Below are 19,284 nucleotides of genomic sequence, written 5' to 3' on the forward strand. Positions count from 1 at the left end.
GGTCTTTCTACTCTGGCGCTCACCCGGCCTGACGATCAACTTCACTCTGCCGGCGGCGCGTCGACCACCCGCCGACACCGGGGAGTCGTCCACCTCAGGGTTCCCGTGCTCCACCCGGAAGAATCACCGGCGGTGGCAGAACGTGTCCGACGGGACCGAGATCGCCCAGACGTCGCGCAGCGCGTGGCACACCTCGCCGGCAGCCGCCATCGCCGCCTGCGCCCGTTCAGCGGGTACAGCACCGGCCCTCGGCGGCATGGCGGTCGACGAGATCGCGCCGCCCTGTCCTTACTCCTTCCCTTCTTCTTCCTTCTTCGTCGCCCGCACCCACTCCGCCACGGCGGCACGCAGTCGTTGCGCACCAACGCCTCACGACGAGGTGATCGCGCACGAGAGCGACCCGGCCGCCACGGTGCACGGTCGTCGAGCGGGATGCCCGCGAGGTCGTCGGCCCCGCACGGCACGGATGCCGAAACCGGACTTCGCGGCGCGGTTCCCGCCCTCGGACGGGCGAGTAGGACGGTCGGGTGTCCCCTGATCGGCCATGACCGGCTCCTACTCGTCGGTAACCTCATCAGGTCACCGGTGCTGCTCAGCGACACCGCGACCACCACGCGTGGAGAATGTGTCCGTGCCCACGCCCGCCCCGGACCAGCCGATGCCGTCCGACCACCCACAGCCGCGTCGTGTCGCGGGCCGCTACCGGCTCGACCACGTCATCGGACGCGGCGCCATGGGCACCGTGTGGTCGGCCCACGACGAGATCCTGCGCCGCCGGGTCGCCGTCAAGGAGGTCCTGCTGCCGCCGGGCATCCCCGACCACGAGGCCGACGAGCTGCGGGAACGCACCCTGCGCGAGGCGCGGGCCATCGCCGTGCTCTCTCACCCGAACGTGGTCACCCTGCACGACGTGGTGCAGGAGCACGGCGAACCGTTCGTGGTGATGGAGCTGCTGCCCTCCCGCAGCCTGGCCGCGCTGGTCCGCCGGCTCGGCCGGCTCAGCACCGAGCAGGCCGCGGCGGTGGGGGACGCGGTCGCCGCCGCGCTCCAGGCCGCGCACCGCGCGGGCATCACCCACCGCGACATCAAGCCGGGCAACGTGCTCGTCGGGGACGACGGCCGGATCAAGCTCACCGACTTCGGCATCGCCCGCAACGTCGCGGAGGCGACGCTGACGAGCAAGGGCCTGATGCTGGGCTCGCCGGCCTACATCGCGCCGGAGATCGCGGCGGGCGAGCCGGTCACGCCGGCCGCGGACCTGTGGAGCCTGGGCGCGACGCTGTTCACCGCCGTGGAGGGCGAGCCGCCCTACGACGCCGACGGCAACCCCGTGGAGACGGTCAACGAGGTCGTCCACGGCGAGGTCCCCCGGCCGACCAGGGCCGGCCCGCTGGAGCCGGTCATCACCGGGCTGATGGTGAAGGACCCGCGCCGGCGGATCTCGCTGGGCGAGGCGCGCCGGCTGCTGCACCCGCTGCTGCCGGACCCCGGCGCGCAGCTCTTCGAGCCGGACGACGGCGAGGAGCCGGCGACCGGCGAACGGGGCACCATCCGGGGCGTTCCGGTCGGCTTCCCCGAGCCCGCCGGCGGGCCGCCGCGCCGGCCGCCGACCGGGGCGCCCGGGGCACCAGGGTCAGCCAACCCCTCGGACATCTCCGCCGCCGTGACGGAGCCGGACCTCTCGGCGCCGCTGGCGGCCGACCCGGGGCCGCTCCCGTTCACCCCCCGGCTGCCCACCGACCCGCCGACGCTGCTCACCCCGGACCCGGGGCCGCTGCCCTTCCCGGCCGAGCCGGCCGCCGAGCGGGACGCGCCGGCCCCGCTGGCCGCCGACCCCGGCCCCCTGCCGTTCGCCCCCCGGTCTGCGGCCGCGGAGCCGCCCACGGTCCTGGCGGCCGACCCGGGCCCGCTCCCCTTCCCCGCGCCGCCGGCGGGGCGCACGCCGTCCCGCGGCCGGCGGCGCGCCGCGGTGCTGGCGCTCGCCCTGGTGCTGTTCCTCCTCGCGGCCGGCGGCGGGTTCGCGCTGGCGCGGATGGTGGCCGGCAGGGCGGTGATCCCGCACTCGGTGCGGGTCCTCGTGCAGGACGGCGGGGGCGGCTCGCTGGACCTGGCGACGCGGGAGGACGTGGCGACGAGCACCAGCAACGCCACCGGCGGTCGCTTCTCGATCATGACGCCCCGCGGGTGGCAGCTCTTCCGGGAGGCCAGCCCCGGGGCGCCCGTCCTGCGGTACACCTCCGCCGACGGCCGGCGGGAGCTGGCCGTTGAGCGGCTCACCGACTTCTACCCGCGCGGCAACGTCGGCTCCTACCTCACCTCGCTGCGCAGGTCCTACGAGCGCGGCGGCGGCGCGTTCGACCTGCGGACCAACCAGGCGCTGCGCAGGACCGACGTCGCCCACGGCGCCAACGAGCCGCCCCGCGAGCTCCTGTACCGGACCGAGGAGCGCGGTCACGGCCGGAGCGGCCCCGCCCAGCACCGCAGCACCTTCGCGCACCTGCTGCCCCAGTTCGGCGACCTGTGGGTGGTGCGTCTCACTGTCCCGGTCGAGGAGGAGACCCGGGGCCGCACCGACGTCTTCGACCAGGTCGCGGGCTCCTTCCAGGTGATTGGCTGAGTCCTGGCCGGCGGTGCTCCCCCGTCGCGCGGCGGCCGCGCGGACTACCCTGCGGCCGTGACCGGTAGCAACCCGAACCCGACCAGCGCCCCGAGCGTCGCCCCCGCCGTGGCGCTGCCCTCCAGCGACCCCGCGGTCAACCCGGCCGCCGACCCGACCGGCCTGGCCGCCGAGGCCGCCGCCGTCCTGGCGGAGCGCACCGGCGTGGCCCGGCACGACGTGGCCGTCGTGCTCGGCTCCGGGTGGCGCCCCGCCGCCGACCTGATCGGCGAGCCGGCCGCCGAGGTGCCGGTGGCCGACCTGCCCGGCTTCCTGCCGCCGACCGTGGTCGGCCACGGCGGGACGCTGCGCTCGGTGCCGGTCGCCGGCAAGAACGTGCTGGTGGTGCTCGGCCGCACCCACATGTACGAGGGCAAGGGCGTCGACCCGGTCGTGCACGGCGTGCGCACCGCCGTGCAGGCGGGCTGCAAGCTCGTCGTCCTCACCAACGCCGCGGGCGGCCTGCGGCAGGGCATGCGCGTCGGCCAGCCGGTGCTGATCAGCGACCACCTCAACCTCACCGCCACCTCCCCCCTGGTCGGCGCCACCTTCGTCGACCTGACCGACCTGTACTCGGCGCGGCTGCGCTCGGTGGCCCGCGAGATCGACTCCTCGCTGGAGGAGGGCGTCTACGCGGGCCTGCCCGGCCCGCACTTCGAGACCCCGGCCGAGATCCGGATGCTGCGCGGCATGGGCGCCGACCTGGTCGGCATGTCCACCGTGCTGGAGGCCATCGCCGCCCGCGCGGCCGGCGCCGAGGTGTTCGGCCTGTCCCTGGTGACCAACCTGGCCGCGGGCGTCACCGGCGAGCCGATCAACCACGAGGAGGTGCTGGAGGCCGGCAGGGCCGCCGCCAGCGACATGGGCCGCCTGCTGCGCGAGCTGGTGGAGCGGGCGTGACCCGGGCGGCGGGCGGGCTGGACCCGGCGGCGCGGGACGCGGCGTTCCGCTGGATCGCCGACGACGTCGACCCGGCGGCGCGGGCCGAGTTGCAGCGGGTGCTGGCCTCGGCGCTGGCCGGCGACGCGGCGGCCGCCGCCGACCTGGCCGACCGGATGGCCGGCCCGCTCCGGTTCGGCACGGCCGGACTGCGCGGCCCGCTGCGCGCCGGCCCGAACGGGATGAACCGGGCCGTCGTGGTCCGGGCCACCGCCGGGCTGGCCGAGTGGCTGCGCGCGCACGGCAGGGCCGGCGGCGTGGTCGTGGTCGGCAGGGACGCCCGGCACGGCTCGGAGGAGTTCCACGCCGACGTCGCGGGCGTGCTGGCCGCGGCCGGCTTCGACGTCCGGGTGCTGCCCCGCCCGCTACCCACGCCGGTGCTGGCCTTCGCCGTGCGCCGGCTGGCCGCGGTGGCGGGGGTGCAGGTGACGGCCTCGCACAATCCGCCGGGGGACAACGGCTACAAGGTCTACCTGGACGCGGGCGGGCAGATCGTGCCGCCGGTGGACGCCGAGATCGAGGCCGCCATCGCCGCGTCGCCCGCCTCGGTGGCAGTGCCGCGGTCGTCCGACTGGTCCACTGTGGACGATTCGCTCGTCGAGGAGTACGTGACCGAGGTCGCCGCGCTCCCGACGGGCACCGCCCGCGACCTGCGGGTGGCGTTGACGCCGTTGCACGGCGTCGGCGGGGAGACGGCCGTGCTGGCGTTGCGCGGCGCGGGCTTCACCGACGTGCACGTCACCGCGTCGCAGGCCAGCCCGGACCCGGACTTCCCGACGGTGTCGTTCCCGAACCCCGAGGAGCCCGGCGCCACGGACGCGCTCCTCGCGCTGGCGTCCGAAGTGGACGCCGACATCGCCGTCGCGCTGGACCCGGACGCCGACCGGTGCGCGCTCGGAGTGCGGGACCGGGACGGCGCGTGGCGGATGCTGCGGGGCGACGAGACCGGCGTGCTGCTCGGGGAACGCGTGCTGTCCACTCTGGACCGCTCGGCGCACCCCGACCCCCTGGTGGCCACGACCATCGTCTCGTCGTCGATGCTGCGCTCGGTGGCCGAGGCGCACGGAGCGCGGTACGACGAGACGTTGACCGGCTTCAAGTGGCTGATGCGGGCCGGGGACGGCCAGGGCACCGGACTGGTCTACGCCTACGAGGAGGCGCTGGGCCACTGCGTCGCCCCGGACCTGGTGCGGGACAAGGACGGCATCTCCGCGGCGGTGGCGGCCTGCGACCTGGCCGCCGAGCTGAAGGCGGCCGGGCGGACGCTGCTGGACGCCCTGGACGAGCTGGCCGTCCGCCACGGCCTGCACCTGACCGACCAGGTGTCGGTCCGGCTCGGCGCGATGACCGACGTCCAGCCCGCGATGGCCGCCCTGCGCGAGCGGGTGCCCGACGCGGTGGGCGGCCGGCCCGTCACCGCCGAGGACCTGCGGCCCCGCGACAACACGCTCGCGCTGCGCGGCGACGGCCTGCGGATCATGATCCGCCCCTCGGGCACCGAGCCGAAGCTCAAGGCGTACGTGGAGATCGTGGAGCGGGCGGGGAGCACGGCCGAGCTGGCCGCGGCCCGCGAGCGCGGCCGCGCGACCCTCGCCGCCCTACGGGGCGACGTGGAGGCCCTGCTCCTCGGCTGACAGGCCCTCGACTGGCACGGCCCCTCGACTGGCACTGGTCCTCGCTGACCGGCCGGAGGGCGGTGACAGCGCAGGACAGCGACAGCGCAGGACAGCGACAGCTCAGGGCAGTGGCAGCTCAGGACGGAGAGAGGGGCGCGTCGCCCACCCCCAGGTCGGGCGACGCGCCCCTCTCGTCTTCTGTGTCCACAGAGGACTGTCACGCCACCGTGGCCCTTGATGTCCACTGTGGACATATTGGGCGCCGGCGGAGACCCGGCTCCTCGCTACCGGCGCACGGTGCGCATCCCGTCCTCGTTGTAGCGCTCGCCGGCGACGGCGTCGGCCGGCACCGCGGCCTCGACGCGCGCCAGCTCCGCCTCGGTGAGCTCCAGCGTCGCGGCGGCGACGTTCTCCTCCAGGTACCGGCGGCGCTTGGTGCCGGGGATCGGGACGACGTCGGCGCCCCGGTGCTGCACCCAGGCGAGGGCGAGCTGGCCCGCCGTCACGCCCCGCTCGTCGGCCAGCTCCCGCAGCGCCGCCACGATCGCCAGGTTCCGCTCGAAGTTCCCGTCCCGGAAGCGCGGGTAGTTGTGCTGCCGGAAGTCCTGCTCGTCCAGCTCGGCCGGCGAGGTGATCCGGCCGGTGAGGAACCCGCGACCGAGCGGCGAGTACGGGACCAGGCCGACGCCCAGCTCCCGGCACGTCGACACGACGCCGTCCTCGATGTCCCTGCTCCACAGCGACCACTCGCTCTGCACGGCGGCGATCGGGTGGGTGGCGTGGGCGCGCCGGATGGTCTCCGGCGCCGGCTCGGACAGGCCCAGGTGCCGGACCTTGCCCGCCGCCACCAGCTCGGCCATCGCGCCGACGGTCTCCTCGATCGGCACCGTCGGGTCGATCCGGTGCGCGTAGTACAGGTCGATGTGGTCCACGCCGAGCCGGCGCAGCGAGGCGTCGCACGCCTGCCGGACGTACTCGGCGTCGCCGCGCACGCTCCGCTGCGCGAGGTCGTCGCTCCGCACGATGCCGAACTTCGTGGCCAGCACGACCCGGTCGCGCCGGTCGGCGATCGCCCGGCCGACGAGCTCCTCGTTCGCGCCCATGCCGTACATGTCGGCGGTGTCGAGCAGGGTGACGCCCAGGTCCAGGGCGCGGTGGACGGTGGCGATCGACTCGGCGTCGTCGGTGGCGCCGTAGAACTCGCTCATCCCCATGCAGCCCAGGCCCTGCGCCGAGACCTCCAGGGCGCCGAGCCGTCGCGTGGGCAGGGTGGTGTCGGTCATGCCGTGGCCTCCTCGGGCGCGCCGCCGGGCTGCCGGCGCAGGATCAGGTCGTAGTTGTCGATCTTGTAGTCGAGGATCTCAAGACAGGCCTGGAGCTCGGCGATCCGCGCCCGCACGTCAGCGCGGTGCTCCACGAGCAACTGCTTGCGCCGGCCCGCCGTCGCCTCTCCCCGGTGTCGGAGCTGGGCGTACTCGCGCATCATCCGGATCGGCATCCCGGTCAGCCGCAGCTTGGTCAGGAAGTCCAGCCACGTCAGGTCGGCGTCGGAGTAGACGCGTCGCCCGCCGGAGTCGCGGGCCGGGGGCTCGACCAACCCGATGCGCTCGTAGTAACGCAGCGTGTCGACCGAGAGACCCGTGCGCTCAGCTGCCTGGGCTATCGAGTACGTCACGCCTACGACGGTAGGAGTTGGAGCGCGCTCCAGGTCAACCTGACCGCGTCGACAACCCGGTCGCGGACGGCGCCGCGTTCAGCGCGGGGCGGGGCCGGAGAGCCGCCGACGGGCGCTGGTCGTGGCGGGGGTCACCCGGACCGGTGAGGTCGCGCCGGCCAGCCCGAACGCCGGCATGTTGACGTAGACAGCCTCGGCGGAGCCCGGGCGCGCGAGGTAGGTCTCGTGCCACACCCCGACCGTTCCGTCGCCGCCGACCCGCCGGTTGAAGTCCCGCCACGCCGCCGCGTGCGGGGCGTCCCGGTCGCCCGCGAAGGCCAGCAGGTCCTCCACCCGGCGCCAGTAGGACAGCAGGATCGTGGTCCGGCCGAGCCACGTGTGCGAGCCGAGCAGCCCGGCCCCCGGGTGCTCCGCGAGGTGCCGCAGCATCCGCGGCATCGCCGTGAGCACCGGCCACCACCGGTCCACCCGCAGCGGGCGGTTGATCCGCATCCCGATCAGGAAGACCGCCACGCCCTCCTCGGGCACCTCCGCCGTCCACCGACCAGCCAGCACCGGCATCGCGACCCCCACGTCCAGCAGTTTCAGAACACCGTTATAAAACAGCGTTGCGATACGGTGGTCAAGTGCCACGCCCCAAGATCCACGACGAGGCGCTGCGGGTGCGCCTGCTGGACCGCACCGGCGAGCTGCTGTCCACCCACGGACCGGACGCGCTGAGCCTGCGCCGGCTCGCCGCCGACGTGAACACGTCGACGACGGCGGTCTACTCGCTGTTCGGCAGCAAGGCCGGTCTGGTCGCCGCCGTGCACCGCGAGGCGTTCCGCCGGTTCGGCGCCCGGCTCGCCGAGGTGCGCCCCTCCGACGACCCGGCGCGGGACGTGGTGGCGCTGGGGCACGCCTACCGGGAGAGCGCGCTGGCCGACCCCCACCTCTACGGAATGCTGTTCGGCCGCCCGGTGCCCGAGTTCACGCCGGACGCCGAGGCCAAGGAGGAGTCGCTGGCGACCTTCCTGCCCCTGCTGGACGGGGTGCGGCGCGGCGTCGAGCGGGGGCGCTTCGCGGCCGACCGGCCCGAGCGCATGGCGCTCGCCTGTTGGGGCCTGGTGCACGGCCTCGTCTCGCTGGAGCTCAACGGATGCCTCCCGCCCGACACCGACGTCGACGCCAGCTACGACGCGGCGCTGCGGGCGCTGGTGGCGGGTTGGCTCCGCCGGGACTGAGCGGGGGCACGACAAGGGCCCCTGGGCGCGCGTACCCAGGGGCCCCCTCGCCTCGCGGCGAACTTTTGTCCTACTTGGACAGTCCGTTGTAGACGGCCGTCATCAGCTCGCCGTCGGCGGTGTCACCGTCCAGCGACCAGATCATCGCGCCGCCCAGCCCCTCGTTCCTGGCGTACCGGGCCTTGCGGACCAGCTCGGTGGGGTCGTCGTAGGTCCAGAACGTGGTGCCGTTGAAGATCCACGCGTGGCCGGACGCCTCGTCCCGGTGCAGCGTGTAGCCCTGGCCGAGCAGGTTCTTGAGCTTGCGGTAGTCCTCGATGCCCTTCTCGTAGGTCCCCGGGGCGCCGTCGGTCGCGCTCTGGAACAGCCCGTTGTTCTTGTTGGGCACGCCGGTCCAGCCGCGGCCGTAGAACGGGACGCCCAGCACCAGCTCGTCCTTCGGGGCGCCCTTGCTCGTGTAGGCCTGCACCGCCACCTCGACGCTGAACTTCCGGGCCGGCGGCGACGGGTCGCCGGCCGGCACCTTGACCGCCGACTGGTGGTTCGTGGTGTTCTCCCACGCGCCGTGCAGGTCGTAGCCCTGCACCGTGCCGAAGTCGAGGTAGTCGAAGATCTTCGGGACCTCGAAGCCGGCCTCGACCTTCGCCGGGTCGGCCGGCAGGAACGCGGTCAGCTCGAACTTCCTGCCCACCTGCGCGCCGTACTCGTCGAGCTGACGGCGGAACTCGGCCAGCAGCAGCGTGAAGTTCCGCTTGTCCTCGGGGCGGATCACGTTGCCGGCGTTGCCCTCCGAACCCGGCCACTCCCAGTCGATGTCGATACCGTCGAAGATCCCGGCGGCCGCGCCGGCGCCGCCCTGCGGCTCACCGCCCAGCTTGGGCAGGTTGCCCTTGATGAACAGGTCGAGGCAGCTCGACACGAACGTCCTGCGGGAGGCGTCGGTCAGCGCGGCGTTGGAGAAGTACTTCGACCAGGTCCAGCCGCCCAGGGAGAAGTTCACCTTCAGGTTGGGGTGCTTCGCCTTGAGCTTGCGGATCTGGTTGAAGTTGCCGGCCAGCGGCTGGTCGTAGGTGTCGCCAACGCCGTCCACGGACTCGTCGGCCCGGAACCGGCGCTGGTAGTCGGCCCAGGCGTCGCCCTGGCCGGTCTGGTTGACGACGAAGCACCGGCCGTCCTGGCTGACGTTGCCGAACGCGTAGTTGATGTGCGTCAGCTTCGCCGCGGTGCCCGAGGTCTCCATGTTCTTCACCAGGTAGCCGCGGTCGTAGATGCCCCACTGGGTGAAGTAGCCGACCGTGCGCTGGCCGCCGGGGCCCGGGTTGCCGCCGCCGTCGGTCGTGCTGACCGTGACCGGCTTGCTGTCCGGGGAGACGTTGCCGGCCGCGTCGCGCGCCCGGACGGTGAAGGTGTAGGCGGTCTTGGGCGACAGGCCCGTGACGGTGTGCGAGGTCAGCGCGGTGCCGCCGACCCTGGTCCCGCCCTGGTACACGTCGTAGCCGGTGACCTTGACGTTGTCGGTCGCCGCGTCCCACGCGAGGTCGACGCTGGTGCCCGTGGCCCCGGCGCCGCGCAGGTTGCCGGGGGCGGTCGGCGCCTCGGTGTCCGGCTGACCGGGCGAGCCGTCACACGACGCGCCGTTGACCGAGCACTTGACCGGCGCGACGAAGGCGCCGGAGTAGGACACGCCGAAGCCGAAGCTCACCTCGGCGCCGGGCGCGACCGCGCCGTTCCAGCCGACGTTGCGGACGGTGACCTTCTGGCCGGACACCGTGTGGTTGCCCTCCCACAGGGAGGAGAGCCGCTGGCCCGCGGCGAGCTCGAACTCGACCGTCCAGCCGTTGAGCGCCGTGGCGCCACCGTTCTTGATCGTGTACTTGGCCTCGTAGCCGGCGCCCCAGTCGCCGGTCTTGGTGAAGGTCGCGGTGACGCCACCGGCGGCCTGGGCCGGCAGGCCCGCGACGCCGAGCGCGACGAGCAGTGCCGTGAAGAGCACGGTTAACTGCCATCGACGACGTGGCATGGATGACTCCTTCGGTGCAGGGTGGCCGGGGCGTTACCCGGTTGGAGGACAAGATGTGCCCCGGACCACACCTCGTCAAGGGTCTAGACCATTGGGTCACTCGAATGGCCTAACAGACTCCCGGGTCGCCCGTGGCGCCGCTCCCCTCCCGTCGTCGCCGAAACCTGGGATTCCTTGCCGGCTCGCCAAAAGCACGCGAGGCCGGCGGTTCTCCCCGCCGCCAGAACGCGATCGACAGGAACGGGAGAGAAGTTCACTGGCATGACTGGGGAAGCGGTGACCCCGAGACGCGAGAGGTGGCGGACGCAGCGCGAGCCCGCGCCACGATCCCGGTCCGAACACCGGACTCCCGTTTGTCCACTGAGGACAGTCATGACCCGCTCCGCTTTCCCGGCAAGGCATTCCCGGCCCAGCGAGTGCTCGTTCACCCACGCCTGTCACGTCCACTCGCGCTGGACCAGCGCGGCCGCGCCCGGCGCCGCGGGCCTGCCGGCTACGCCGGACGGGTGACCCGGCTCGCTCCGGCGGAATACCTGACATCGCCGAGTCCGGTTACCGAGTCCGACCGCGCCGTTCAGGGGCCGGTTTCGCCCTCGTGTCAAATGGCTGTCCACAGCCCCGCCGAGTTGTCCACAGCCCGCGGTCGTCGCCTTTGCCGCCGGGTGGTGGGTGGATAGGCTGGTAGCGGGGCTCGCCCCCCAGGGCGGGTGGGGGCTGTCCGCCGGGAGTGCCGGGCGGGGTTGGCGGGCCCGATCGTCGAGGTCGCCGAGGCGGGCGCCGGGGGGTTGGGCCCCGGGGAGGTCCGCCGCCGTTTTGTCCCTCCCCGGGGGGTTCCCACGGTCTTCCGAGCAGCGTGATCAAATCAAGGTCTAGACCAAATAAACGCCCCGTTCGGCCTCATAACAGCCCGTCATAGTGGCGCGGTCGGAACGGGCCAGCCGCGGCGGCCGGGCGGGGCGTCGTGCCTGGTCAGCGCGGGCGGAGCAACCCCTCCAGTCGAGCAACCGCCGCCGGGTCGCCGTCGACGGCGAGCAGGCCGGCCGCGACCGCCTCCGCCCGGTCCAGCCGACCCGCGCCGAGCCGCGCGAAGGTCAGCGGATCGCAGGCGTAGCGCACCGCGGGCTCGGCGACCTCGCCCTCCTCCACCCGCACGCCGTCCGGTCCGGCCAGCACCCGCACGGGCACGTCGCCGACCACGAACTGGTACGCCTCCGGGCGCTCGGGCCGCCGCCCCCGCTCGACGAGCGCGGCCAGCCCCAGCACGGCCCAGCGGGGCCGGAACTCCGCGTCGTCCGGCACCTCGGGGCGCTGCCCCAGGCCGAACCGGGTGAGGGCGTAGGCGACCTCGCGCAGCCCCTCGCCGCGGTCGGTCAGCCGGTAGGGCGCGCGGATCCCGGCGCCGTCCCGCTCCACCAGGCCGGCCGCCTCCAGCGACCGGAGCCGCTCGGCCAGCAGGTTCGTGCCGATCCCCGGCAGGTCGGCGAGCAGCTCGGTGTACCGCCGGGGGCCGAGCAGGAGCTCCCGCACGACCAGCAGGGTCCAGCGGTCGCCGACGAGATCGAGCGCGTGGGCCAGCCCGCAGAACTGGCCGTAGCTCCGCTTCGCCATCCACACCCCTTGACGTGGTCGTCCCGGCGGCTCACGATCACTACACAGTTTTCAAGCTTAGCCAGGGCGGAGGTCGAGTCCGGTGTGTCGCCGCTGGCCCCGCCAACAGACCGCGCCCTGGGAGAACCTTCGTTCTCACCAGGGCGCGGTCGGTGTCGGGACCGACGGGACCAACAGGGCCGACAGGGTCGACAGGACCAACAGGGTCGACGGGACCGACTCGGGCCGGTCAGACCGAGCCGTACTGGCGGTCGCCGGCGTCGCCCAGCCCCGGAACGATGTAGCCGGAGTCGTTGAGCCGCTCGTCAACGCTGGCGGTCACCACCCGCACCGGCAGCCCGGAGTCCTCCAACAGCTGGATGCCCTCGGGCGCGGCCAGCGCCACGACCGCCGTCACGTCGGTCGCCCCGCGGTTGGCGAGCAGCCGGATGGTGTGGACCATCGACCCGCCGGTGGCCAGCATCGGGTCCAGCACGAGCACCGGCCGGTCGGACAGGTCCTCCGGCAGCGACTCCATGTACGGGGTCGGCTGCAGGGTCTCCTCGTCCCTGGCCAGGCCGACGAAGCCCATCTGCGCGTCCGGGATGAGCTTGTGCGCCTGGTCGGCCATGCCCAGGCCGGCGCGCAGCACCGGCACCAGCAGCGGCGGGTTGGCCAGGCGGTAGCCGTCCGTGCGGGCCACCGGGGTGTGGATGCGCTCAATCCGCACGGGCGCGTCCCGCATCGCCTCGTAGATCAGCATCACGGTCAGCTCATGCAGGGCCGCGCGGAACGCGGCGCTGTCCGTACGGGCGTCCCGCATGGTGGTCAGCCGCGCCCTAGCCAGCGGGTGTTCGACGACGAGCACGTCCATGGGCGAGAACGGTAACCGGAAGGAACACGTCTTGTACGAATCGATCTATCGCCAGGCCCGCGAACGCGTGACGGAGATCGCCGCCGGCCTGGACGAGCGGGAGCTCGGCCTGACCGTGGCCGCCTGTCCGGAGTGGACGGTGCGGGACGTGCTGGCGCACGTGGTCGGGGTCGCGGCCGACGTCGTCAACGGGGAGATGGCGGGCCGGCCGGGTCCGGAGTGGACGGCCAGGCAGGTGGCGCAGCGGCGCGACCGGACGGTCGCCGAGCTCGTCGCGGAGTGGGACCGGTACGCCGAGGGCGCCGAGGCCGTGCTGGCGGCCGGCCCGCCCCTCCCCCTGCTGGCCCACGACCTGGTCCAGCACGAGGGCGACCTGCTGGGCGCGCTGGGCAGGGGTCGTCCGCCGCGGACCGCGTGGGAGCCGATGCTGGACAACGTGCTGACCGGTCTGGGGAAGCGCCCCGACCTGCCCGGCGCGCTGACCGTGCTGCTCGACGGCCGACGGCGGCAGGTCGGCGACGGCGTGCCGCTGGCCGAGCTGGATGTCGACGGCTACGACCTGTACCGGGCCGTGTTCGGCCGGCGCAGCCGCGCCCAGATGGCCGGCTGGGCCTGGCTCGGCGAGGCCGGCCCATTCCTCGACCTGATCGCGGTCTTCCCGCCCCGCGCGGACGATCTCGTGGAGGCCTGAGCGGGGTCGTCGCCGCCCGCTCGGCGGGCGGCGAGGCCTGGTGGGCGGCCTAGACTCACCGCCATGGGTGTCCCGTCCACAACGGCGTCGGCGGTGTCGACGGCGTCGGCAGCGGGGGCGGTCAGCGCGCAGCTGCCCGCCCACCTCGCCGACGCCATCCGCGACGACGCCGCGTTGCGTCGTTTCCTGCACGGCCTGCCCGGCGTCGACCAGGTCGGCCTGGAGCAGCGCGCCGCCGGCCTGGCCACGCGCAGCGTCAAGAAGGCCGCGAAGCTGTGGGCGATCGACACGGCGATCCGGATGGTCGACCTGACCACGCTGGAGGGCGCCGACACACCGGGCAAGGTGCGGTCGCTGTGCGCCAAGGCGCGGCGCCCCGACCCGGAGCGGCCCGAGGCGCCCGGGGTCGCCGCCGTGTGCGTCTACCCCGACCTGGTCGAGGTGGCCGTCGCCGAGCTGGCCGGCACCGGGGTCGGCGTGGCCAGCGTGGCGACCGCGTTCCCGTCCGGCCGGTCCTCGCGCCAGGTGAAGCTGGCCGACACGCGGCTGGCCGTGGAGGCCGGCGCCACCGAGGTCGACATGGTGATCGACCGGGGCGCGTTCCTGTCCGGCCGGTACGGCGAGGTCTTCGAGGAGATCGTCGCGGTGCGCGCGGCCTGCGGCGACGCGCACCTGAAGGTCATCCTGGAGACCGGCGAGCTGGCGACCTACGACAACGTGCGGCGCGCCTCCTGGCTGGCGCTGCTGGCCGGCGCCGACTTCGTCAAGACCTCCACCGGCAAGGTCTCGCCCGCCGCGACGCTGCCGGTGACCCACCTGATGCTGGGGGCGGTGCGGGACTGGCACGCCCAGACCGGCGAGGCGCGCGGCGTGAAGCCGGCCGGCGGCATCCGCACCACCAAGGACGCCGTGCGCTACCTGGTGGCGGTGCACGAGGTCGCCGGGCCGAGGTGGCTAGACCCGCACCTGTTCCGGTTCGGCGCCTCCAGCCTGCTCAACGACCTGCTGATGCAGCGGCGCACCCAGCTTGAGGGCCGCTACAGCGGCCCGGACTACGTGACGGTGGACTGAGGATGACGAGCAACGTCTGGGAGTACGCCCCGGCGCCGGAGTCGCGCGACATCGCGAACCTGCGGCCGAACTACCGGATGTTCGTCGACGGCGAGTTCGTCGACGGCGCCGGCGAACCGCTGAAGACGGTCAACCCGGCCACCGAGGAGGTGCTCGCCGAGGTCGCCACCGCCGACGCGTCCGACGTGGACCGCGCGGTGCGGGCGGCCCGGCGCGCGCAGGAGACCGTGTGGGGCCGGATGCCGGGCAGCGAACGGGCGAAGTACCTGTTCCGCGTCGCCCGGCTGATCCAGGAGCGCGGCAGGGAGCTGGCCGTGCTGGAGACGCTGGACAACGGCAAGCCGATCAAGGAGTCGCGCGACGTCGACGTGCCGACCGCGGCCGCGCACTTCTTCCATCACGCCGGCTGGGCGGACAAGCTCGCCTACGCCGGCTACGGCCCCGACCCGCGCCCGGTCGGCGTGGCCGGCCAGGTCATCCCGTGGAACTTCCCGCTGCTGATGGCCGCGTGGAAGATCGCGCCGGCGCTGGCGTGCGGCAACACCGTGGTGCTGAAGCCGGCCGAGACCACCCCGCTGACCGCGTTGGCGCTCGGCGAGATCCTGCAGCAGGCGGAACTGCCGCCGGGCGTGGTGAACATCCTGCCCGGCGCCGGCGACGTGGGCGCCCGGCTGGTGCGGCACGAGGGGATCGACAAGGTCGCCTTCACCGGGTCCACCGAGGTGGGCAAGGAGATCCAGCGCGCGGTCGCCGGCACCGGCAAGCGGCTCACGCTGGAGCTGGGCGGCAAGGCCGCGAACATCGTGTTCGACGACGCCCCGCTGGACCAGGCGGTCGAGGGCGTCGTCAACGGGATCTTCTTCAACCAGGGCCACGTCTGCTGCGCCGGCTCGCGGCTGCTGGTGCAGGAGTCGATCGCCGACGAGCTGCTGGAGCGGTTGCGGCAGCGGGTGACCACGCTGCGGCTGGGCGACCCGCTGGACAAGAACACCGACGTGGGCGCGATCAACTCCCGCGCGCAGCTGGAGCGCATCCGCGAGCTGGCCGCGGCCGGCGACGCCGAGGGCGCGCAGCGCTGGACCAGCCCGTGCCCGGTGCCGGAGAAGGGTTTCTTCTTCGCCCCCACGGTGTTCTCCAACGTGCACCAGGCGATGCGGATCGCCCGCGAGGAGATCTTCGGCCCGGTGCTGTCGGTGCTCACCTTCCGCACACCGGACGAGGCGGTGGCCAAGGCCAACAACACCCCCTACGGGCTGTCGGCCGGGATCTGGACCGAGAAGGGCTCCCGGATTCTCTGGATGGCGCAACGGATGCGCGCCGGCGTGGTGTGGGCGAACACGTTCAACCGGTTCGACCCGACCGCGCCGTTCGGCGGGTACCGGGAGTCGGGCTTCGGCCGCGAGGGCGGCCGCGCCGGCCTGGAGGCGTACCTCGCCAGCGGTGACGAGGGGGCGGGGATCTGATGGGGCGCAACGGAAACAGCGGCAGGAACGACGAGAACGCCAAGCAGGGCAAGAACGTCCGGGACGGCGAGCGCGGCGGGCACACCGGCCACGCCGGGCACACCGGACACGCCGCGCCCGCGGCCGACGGCCGGCTGCCGGTGGCGAAGACCTACAAGCTGTACGTGGGCGGGGCGTTCCCCCGCTCCGAGTCCGGTCGGGTGTACCAGGTGACGGACACGAAGGGCCGATTCCTGGCCAACGCCGCGCAGGCCTCCCGCAAGGACGCGCGGGACGCGGTCGTCGCGGCGCGCAAGGCGTTCCCGAAGTGGTCGGGCGCCACGGCCTACAACCGGGGCCAGGTGCTCTACCGGGTCGCCGAGATGCTGGAGGGCCGGCGGGAGCAGTTCGTCGCCGAGGTCGCCGCCGCCGAGGGCGTGTCGACCAAGCGCGCGCAGGCGGACGTGGACGCGGCGATCGACCGCTGGGTCTGGTACGCCGGCTGGACCGACAAGGTCTCGACGGTGCTCGGCGCGGCCAACCCGGTCGCCGGGCCGTACTTCTGCTTCAGCGTGCCGGAGCCGACCGGGGTCGTCGGCGTGCTCGCGCCGCGGGCCTCGTCGCTGCTGGGCCTGGTGAGCGTGGTCGCGCCGGTGATCGCCACCGGCAACACCTGCGTGGTGGTGGCGAGCGAGGAGCGGCCGCTGCCCGCGGTGACCCTGGGCGAGGTGCTGGCCACCTCGGACCTGCCGGGGGGCGTGGTGAACCTGCTGACCGGCCGCGCCGCCGAGCTGGCGCCGTGGCTGGCCGCGCACGGCGACGTCAACGCGCTCGACCTGTGCGGCGCCCCGGAGGGCCTGCGGGCGGACCTGGAACGCGCCGCGGCCGACACGGTGAAGCGCGTGGTGCGGGCCCCGGCCGCCGAGCCGGACTGGACGCGTCAGCCCGACATCGGCCGGCTGCGGGCCTTCCTGGAGACCAAGACGGTCTGGCACCCCACCGGCGTCTGAGAACGACCGACCGACGCCGCTCGCCGCGTCACGCGCTCGCGTGGCGCGGCGAGCGGCGTGTCAGCCGGCACGCCGACAGCGCCTGTGCCGTCGTCCCGTCACCGCTTCACCCGTTGCCACGCGCGGGAATCAGCGGATGCGCCAGTCCAACCGGCCGTCCCAGGTGACCGACGGCTCGCAGTGGCCGACCCGGGAACCCGTCTCCAGCGACTCGACGATCTCGTCGAGCATCGCGGTCAGGCTCGGCCACTCCGGCTTGAGCACCTGGCACAGCTCGTGGTCCCACTCCAGCACGCAGCCGCGCGCCGCGCCCGGTCTCAGGTCGACCACCAGGTCGTCGCCGCAGCCGTCGAACGCTATCGGCACCCAGGCGGGGTGGTAGCTGAACCCCGCGTCCCCGGCCTCGGGGTCGCAGTCCGGCTCGTCCCACCTATCCCGCCACGTCTTGCGCCAGGACCGCCACGAGTCCAGTGCGCCCGTCACCGAGTAAGGGGTGTAGAACGGCGGGAACAGCTCGGCGAACACGCCGTCCTCCGTCCCGTCGCAGGACCGCCACCACTCCCGTAACTCGGTGGGCAGCCGCTCTTCCAGCTCCCGCTCCAACGCGTCGATGTCCGCGTCGGCCGCTCCCGGCCGTATCACCTCGTACGTCGTTGGTGCGTGCTCGCCGAGCCAGCCGAGCAGGCGGGCCCAGCTCTCCGTCACGCCCATGGGATCATGTTCCCAGCTCCCGGGCCGTTTCCGCTGCCGCCAACACGGCGGTGACAGACGGGCCATCTGGGCGAAGTCGGACACGCCGGACGGTCGCTTCCGCCAAGCTGAGGAACCACCGGGGGACGCCACGCGTCGAAGGGCGCGCGGCACCCCGTCGCACCGCGAGGCACGTGGCGAGCGAAAGGCGCAGGGAACAACATGGGGGAACAGGGCTTCGGCGTCGTCGAGGAGGCGCTCGAGACCTACGCCGGGCGGGTGCCGGGACTGGCCGACGAACTCGGCAAGGTCGGGTCGTCCACTCTGAACGGCGCGACCTCCCTGCCGGCCGACTGCTTCGGCAAGCTCGGCCAGGAGGTCGGGTTGCACGGGGCGTTCCAGCAGGCGGTCCAGGCCCAGGTCGACAGCCTCAGGGCGATCTCGTCGGGACTGGACGGGCTGGCCGGCGCGGTCCGGGGCGCGCTCGGCACGTACCGCCAGCAGGACGCCGACACCGCGCAGGCGATGAAGCGCGCGGGTCGGGTCTGACCGGACCACGGTGACGGGGAGGAACGATGGGCTTCGACGTGGCCGGGTTCGTCGGCGGGCTGGTTCGGCCGATGCGCGAACATCTGTCCAAACTGGACGGTGACACCGGCGGCGCGAGCGCCGCGGGCGAAGCGTTGGGCCGGGCCACGACCGCGCTCAACGACGTCAAGGGCAGGCACACCAGCGAGGCCAACGCCGCGCTCGGCGGCTGGTACGGCGAGAAGGCCAACGCCTTCCAGAGCCGGGTCGCCGCCTTCGACGGCGCCGCGGGCAAGCTCGCCGCGAACACCACGGCGTTGCAGTCGACGGCCAGCGCCGCCGTGAGCGTGGTGACCGCGGCGCGGGCCAACATCCAGAAGCTGATCGACGAGTGCATGGCCGCGGTGACGCCGTACCTGGTGGCCGCCGCCGCGTGCGGGGTGCTGGGCGGCCAGGGGCTGATGTTGAAGGCCTGCGGCGCCGCCAAGAGCAAGGCCGACGAGTACGCCGCGCGCAGCGCCCAGGAGCTCCAGCACGCGCGCGCCGAGCTCGCGCAGCTGATGGGCAAGCTCAACGCGCTCCAGCAGCTCGACGCCGGCGCGCTGCGCGGACTGGGCGACCCGCTGGGCGGCGACGCCGGTCCGGCCGTCACCAACCCCAGTGGCGCGCACGACCGCGACCCGAAGGCTCCCCCGTCGCGAGGTGACGGCGGTGGCGGCCACGGCGGTGGCGGCGGTGGTGGGGGCGGCTACCACGGCGGCGGCGGCGGTGGCGGAGGAGGCGGCGGCGGTGGGGGCGGCGGAGGCGGTGGCGGCAGCAAGCCGCGCCTGCCGGTGGCCGTTCCGCCCCAGCCCGGCAGCGGAGTGGGCATCAACCTGCCCGGCGGCGCGCACGTCGAGGCGCCGAACGAGACCGCGGCGGCGGCCGTGCGCAACGCGTTGTCGGCGCTCGGCACCCCGTACGTGTGGGGCGGCTCGAACCCGCCCCAGGGCACCGACTGCAGCGGCCTGACGAAGTGGGCCTACGGCAAGGCCGGTCTGGAGATCCCGCGGCTGGCCCAGTCGCAGACCGTCGGCGCCGAGGTGCCGAGCATGGACCAGCTCCTGCCCGGCGACCTGGTCGTGTGGAGCGGCCACGTCGCCATGGTGATCGGCAACGGGCAGATGGTCGAGGCCGGCGACCCGGTGCAGATCAACAAGATCCGCACCACCAACGCCGGCCAGAAGTTCGTCGGGTTCTACCGCCCGACGGGCTGAGCGCGG

Annotated in this window: 17 protein-coding genes; 10 read left to right on the plus strand and 7 right to left on the minus strand. The window is 73.8% G+C overall.

The features are described from left to right. Positions 1-658: 658 nt before the first annotated feature. The 3 genes from BUE43_RS25565 to BUE43_RS25575 all read left to right on the plus strand — a co-directional run bounded on the left by BUE43_RS25565 (position 659) and on the right by BUE43_RS25575 (position 5,229). Positions 659-2,617, plus strand: a complete 1,959-nt coding sequence (locus tag BUE43_RS25565) for a serine/threonine-protein kinase (RefSeq protein ID WP_073488116.1) — start codon at positions 659-661, stop codon at positions 2,615-2,617. A gap of 162 nt (positions 2,618-2,779) precedes the next feature. After that, positions 2,780-3,556 (plus strand): purine-nucleoside phosphorylase, encoded by a 777-nt coding sequence (locus tag BUE43_RS25570; protein WP_073488118.1) that lies wholly within the window; start codon positions 2,780-2,782, stop codon positions 3,554-3,556. After that, a complete protein-coding gene (locus tag BUE43_RS25575) occupies positions 3,553-5,229 on the plus strand; it encodes a phospho-sugar mutase (RefSeq protein ID WP_234995917.1) in 1,677 nt (558 codons plus the stop codon). Before BUE43_RS25570 ends, BUE43_RS25575 begins: the two co-directional genes overlap by 4 nt. 266 nt (positions 5,230-5,495) lie before the next feature. Here the strand turns inward: BUE43_RS25575 and BUE43_RS25580 are convergent, their stop codons facing one another. The 3 genes from BUE43_RS25580 to BUE43_RS25590 form a co-directional block, all read right to left on the minus strand. Continuing rightward, the gene (locus BUE43_RS25580) at positions 5,496-6,494 is read right to left on the minus strand and encodes an aldo/keto reductase (RefSeq protein WP_073487865.1); all 999 of its coding nucleotides are present in this window, start codon (positions 6,492-6,494) and stop codon (positions 5,496-5,498) included. Next, positions 6,491-6,886 (minus strand): MerR family transcriptional regulator, encoded by a 396-nt coding sequence (locus BUE43_RS25585; RefSeq protein ID WP_073487869.1) that lies wholly within the window; start codon positions 6,884-6,886, stop codon positions 6,491-6,493. Before BUE43_RS25585 ends, BUE43_RS25580 begins: the two co-directional genes overlap by 4 nt. Positions 6,887-6,964: 78 nt before the next feature. Next, positions 6,965-7,459, minus strand: a complete 495-nt coding sequence (locus BUE43_RS25590) for a DUF4188 domain-containing protein (RefSeq protein ID WP_200797667.1) — start codon at positions 7,457-7,459, stop codon at positions 6,965-6,967. 53 nt (positions 7,460-7,512) lie between these two features. Here BUE43_RS25590 and BUE43_RS25595 point away from each other — a divergent pair, with 53 nt between their 5' ends. Continuing rightward, the gene (locus tag BUE43_RS25595; RefSeq protein WP_073487872.1) at positions 7,513-8,109 is read left to right on the plus strand and encodes a TetR/AcrR family transcriptional regulator; all 597 of its coding nucleotides are present in this window, start codon (positions 7,513-7,515) and stop codon (positions 8,107-8,109) included. Between the two features lie 70 nt (positions 8,110-8,179). On the opposite strand, the gene BUE43_RS25600 is transcribed toward BUE43_RS25595, so the two are convergent. From BUE43_RS25600 to upp, 3 genes are all read right to left on the minus strand, one after another. Next, positions 8,180-10,129: a glycoside hydrolase family 18 chitinase gene (locus BUE43_RS25600; RefSeq protein ID WP_073487874.1), complete on the minus strand. Its 1,950-nt coding sequence runs from the start codon at positions 10,127-10,129 to the stop codon at positions 8,180-8,182. 969 nt (positions 10,130-11,098) lie between these two features. Further along, positions 11,099-11,737: a winged helix-turn-helix transcriptional regulator gene (locus BUE43_RS25605; RefSeq protein ID WP_073487877.1), complete on the minus strand. Its 639-nt coding sequence runs from the start codon at positions 11,735-11,737 to the stop codon at positions 11,099-11,101. 229 nt (positions 11,738-11,966) lie between these two features. After that, positions 11,967-12,590 carry a uracil phosphoribosyltransferase gene (gene upp / locus BUE43_RS25610; protein ID WP_073487880.1) on the minus strand — a complete coding sequence of 208 codons (624 nt, stop codon included), beginning with the start codon at positions 12,588-12,590 and terminating at the stop codon, positions 11,967-11,969. 31 nt (positions 12,591-12,621) lie between these two features. Here upp and BUE43_RS25615 point away from each other — a divergent pair, with 31 nt between their 5' ends. The 4 genes from BUE43_RS25615 to BUE43_RS25630 all read left to right on the plus strand — a co-directional run bounded on the left by BUE43_RS25615 (position 12,622) and on the right by BUE43_RS25630 (position 16,804). Further along, positions 12,622-13,281, plus strand: coding sequence for a maleylpyruvate isomerase family mycothiol-dependent enzyme (locus BUE43_RS25615; RefSeq protein ID WP_073488124.1), 660 nt, complete (start codon positions 12,622-12,624; stop codon positions 13,279-13,281). A gap of 63 nt (positions 13,282-13,344) precedes the next feature. After that, positions 13,345-14,352, plus strand: a complete 1,008-nt coding sequence (gene deoC / locus BUE43_RS25620) for a deoxyribose-phosphate aldolase (protein WP_073487883.1) — start codon at positions 13,345-13,347, stop codon at positions 14,350-14,352. A gap of 2 nt (positions 14,353-14,354) precedes the next feature. Then, the gene (locus BUE43_RS25625; protein ID WP_073487886.1) at positions 14,355-15,815 is read left to right on the plus strand and encodes an aldehyde dehydrogenase family protein; all 1,461 of its coding nucleotides are present in this window, start codon (positions 14,355-14,357) and stop codon (positions 15,813-15,815) included. A gap of 134 nt (positions 15,816-15,949) precedes the next feature. After that, entirely contained in the window at positions 15,950-16,804 is an 855-nt protein-coding gene (locus tag BUE43_RS25630; RefSeq protein ID WP_456114876.1) for an aldehyde dehydrogenase family protein, read from the plus strand. A gap of 129 nt (positions 16,805-16,933) precedes the next feature. Here BUE43_RS25630 and BUE43_RS25635 read toward each other — a convergent pair whose 3' ends face one another. Beyond that, positions 16,934-17,515, minus strand: coding sequence for an SMI1/KNR4 family protein (locus BUE43_RS25635; RefSeq protein ID WP_073487890.1), 582 nt, complete (start codon positions 17,513-17,515; stop codon positions 16,934-16,936). A gap of 201 nt (positions 17,516-17,716) precedes the next feature. On the opposite strand from BUE43_RS25635, the gene BUE43_RS25640 reads away from it, so the two are divergent. Next, positions 17,717-18,043 carry a type VII secretion target gene (locus tag BUE43_RS25640; RefSeq protein ID WP_073487893.1) on the plus strand — a complete coding sequence of 109 codons (327 nt, stop codon included), beginning with the start codon at positions 17,717-17,719 and terminating at the stop codon, positions 18,041-18,043. A 26-nt stretch (positions 18,044-18,069) separates the two neighbouring features. Continuing rightward, on the plus strand, positions 18,070-19,278 hold the full coding sequence (locus BUE43_RS25645; protein ID WP_073487896.1) for a bifunctional WXG100 family type VII secretion target/C40 family peptidase: 1,209 nt from the start codon (positions 18,070-18,072) through the stop codon (positions 19,276-19,278). The last annotated feature ends 6 nt before the right edge of the window (positions 19,279-19,284 follow it).

Origin of the sequence: Streptoalloteichus hindustanus (assembly GCF_900129375.1) — a bacterium.
Taxonomy (GTDB): domain Bacteria; phylum Actinomycetota; class Actinomycetes; order Mycobacteriales; family Pseudonocardiaceae; genus Streptoalloteichus; species Streptoalloteichus hindustanus.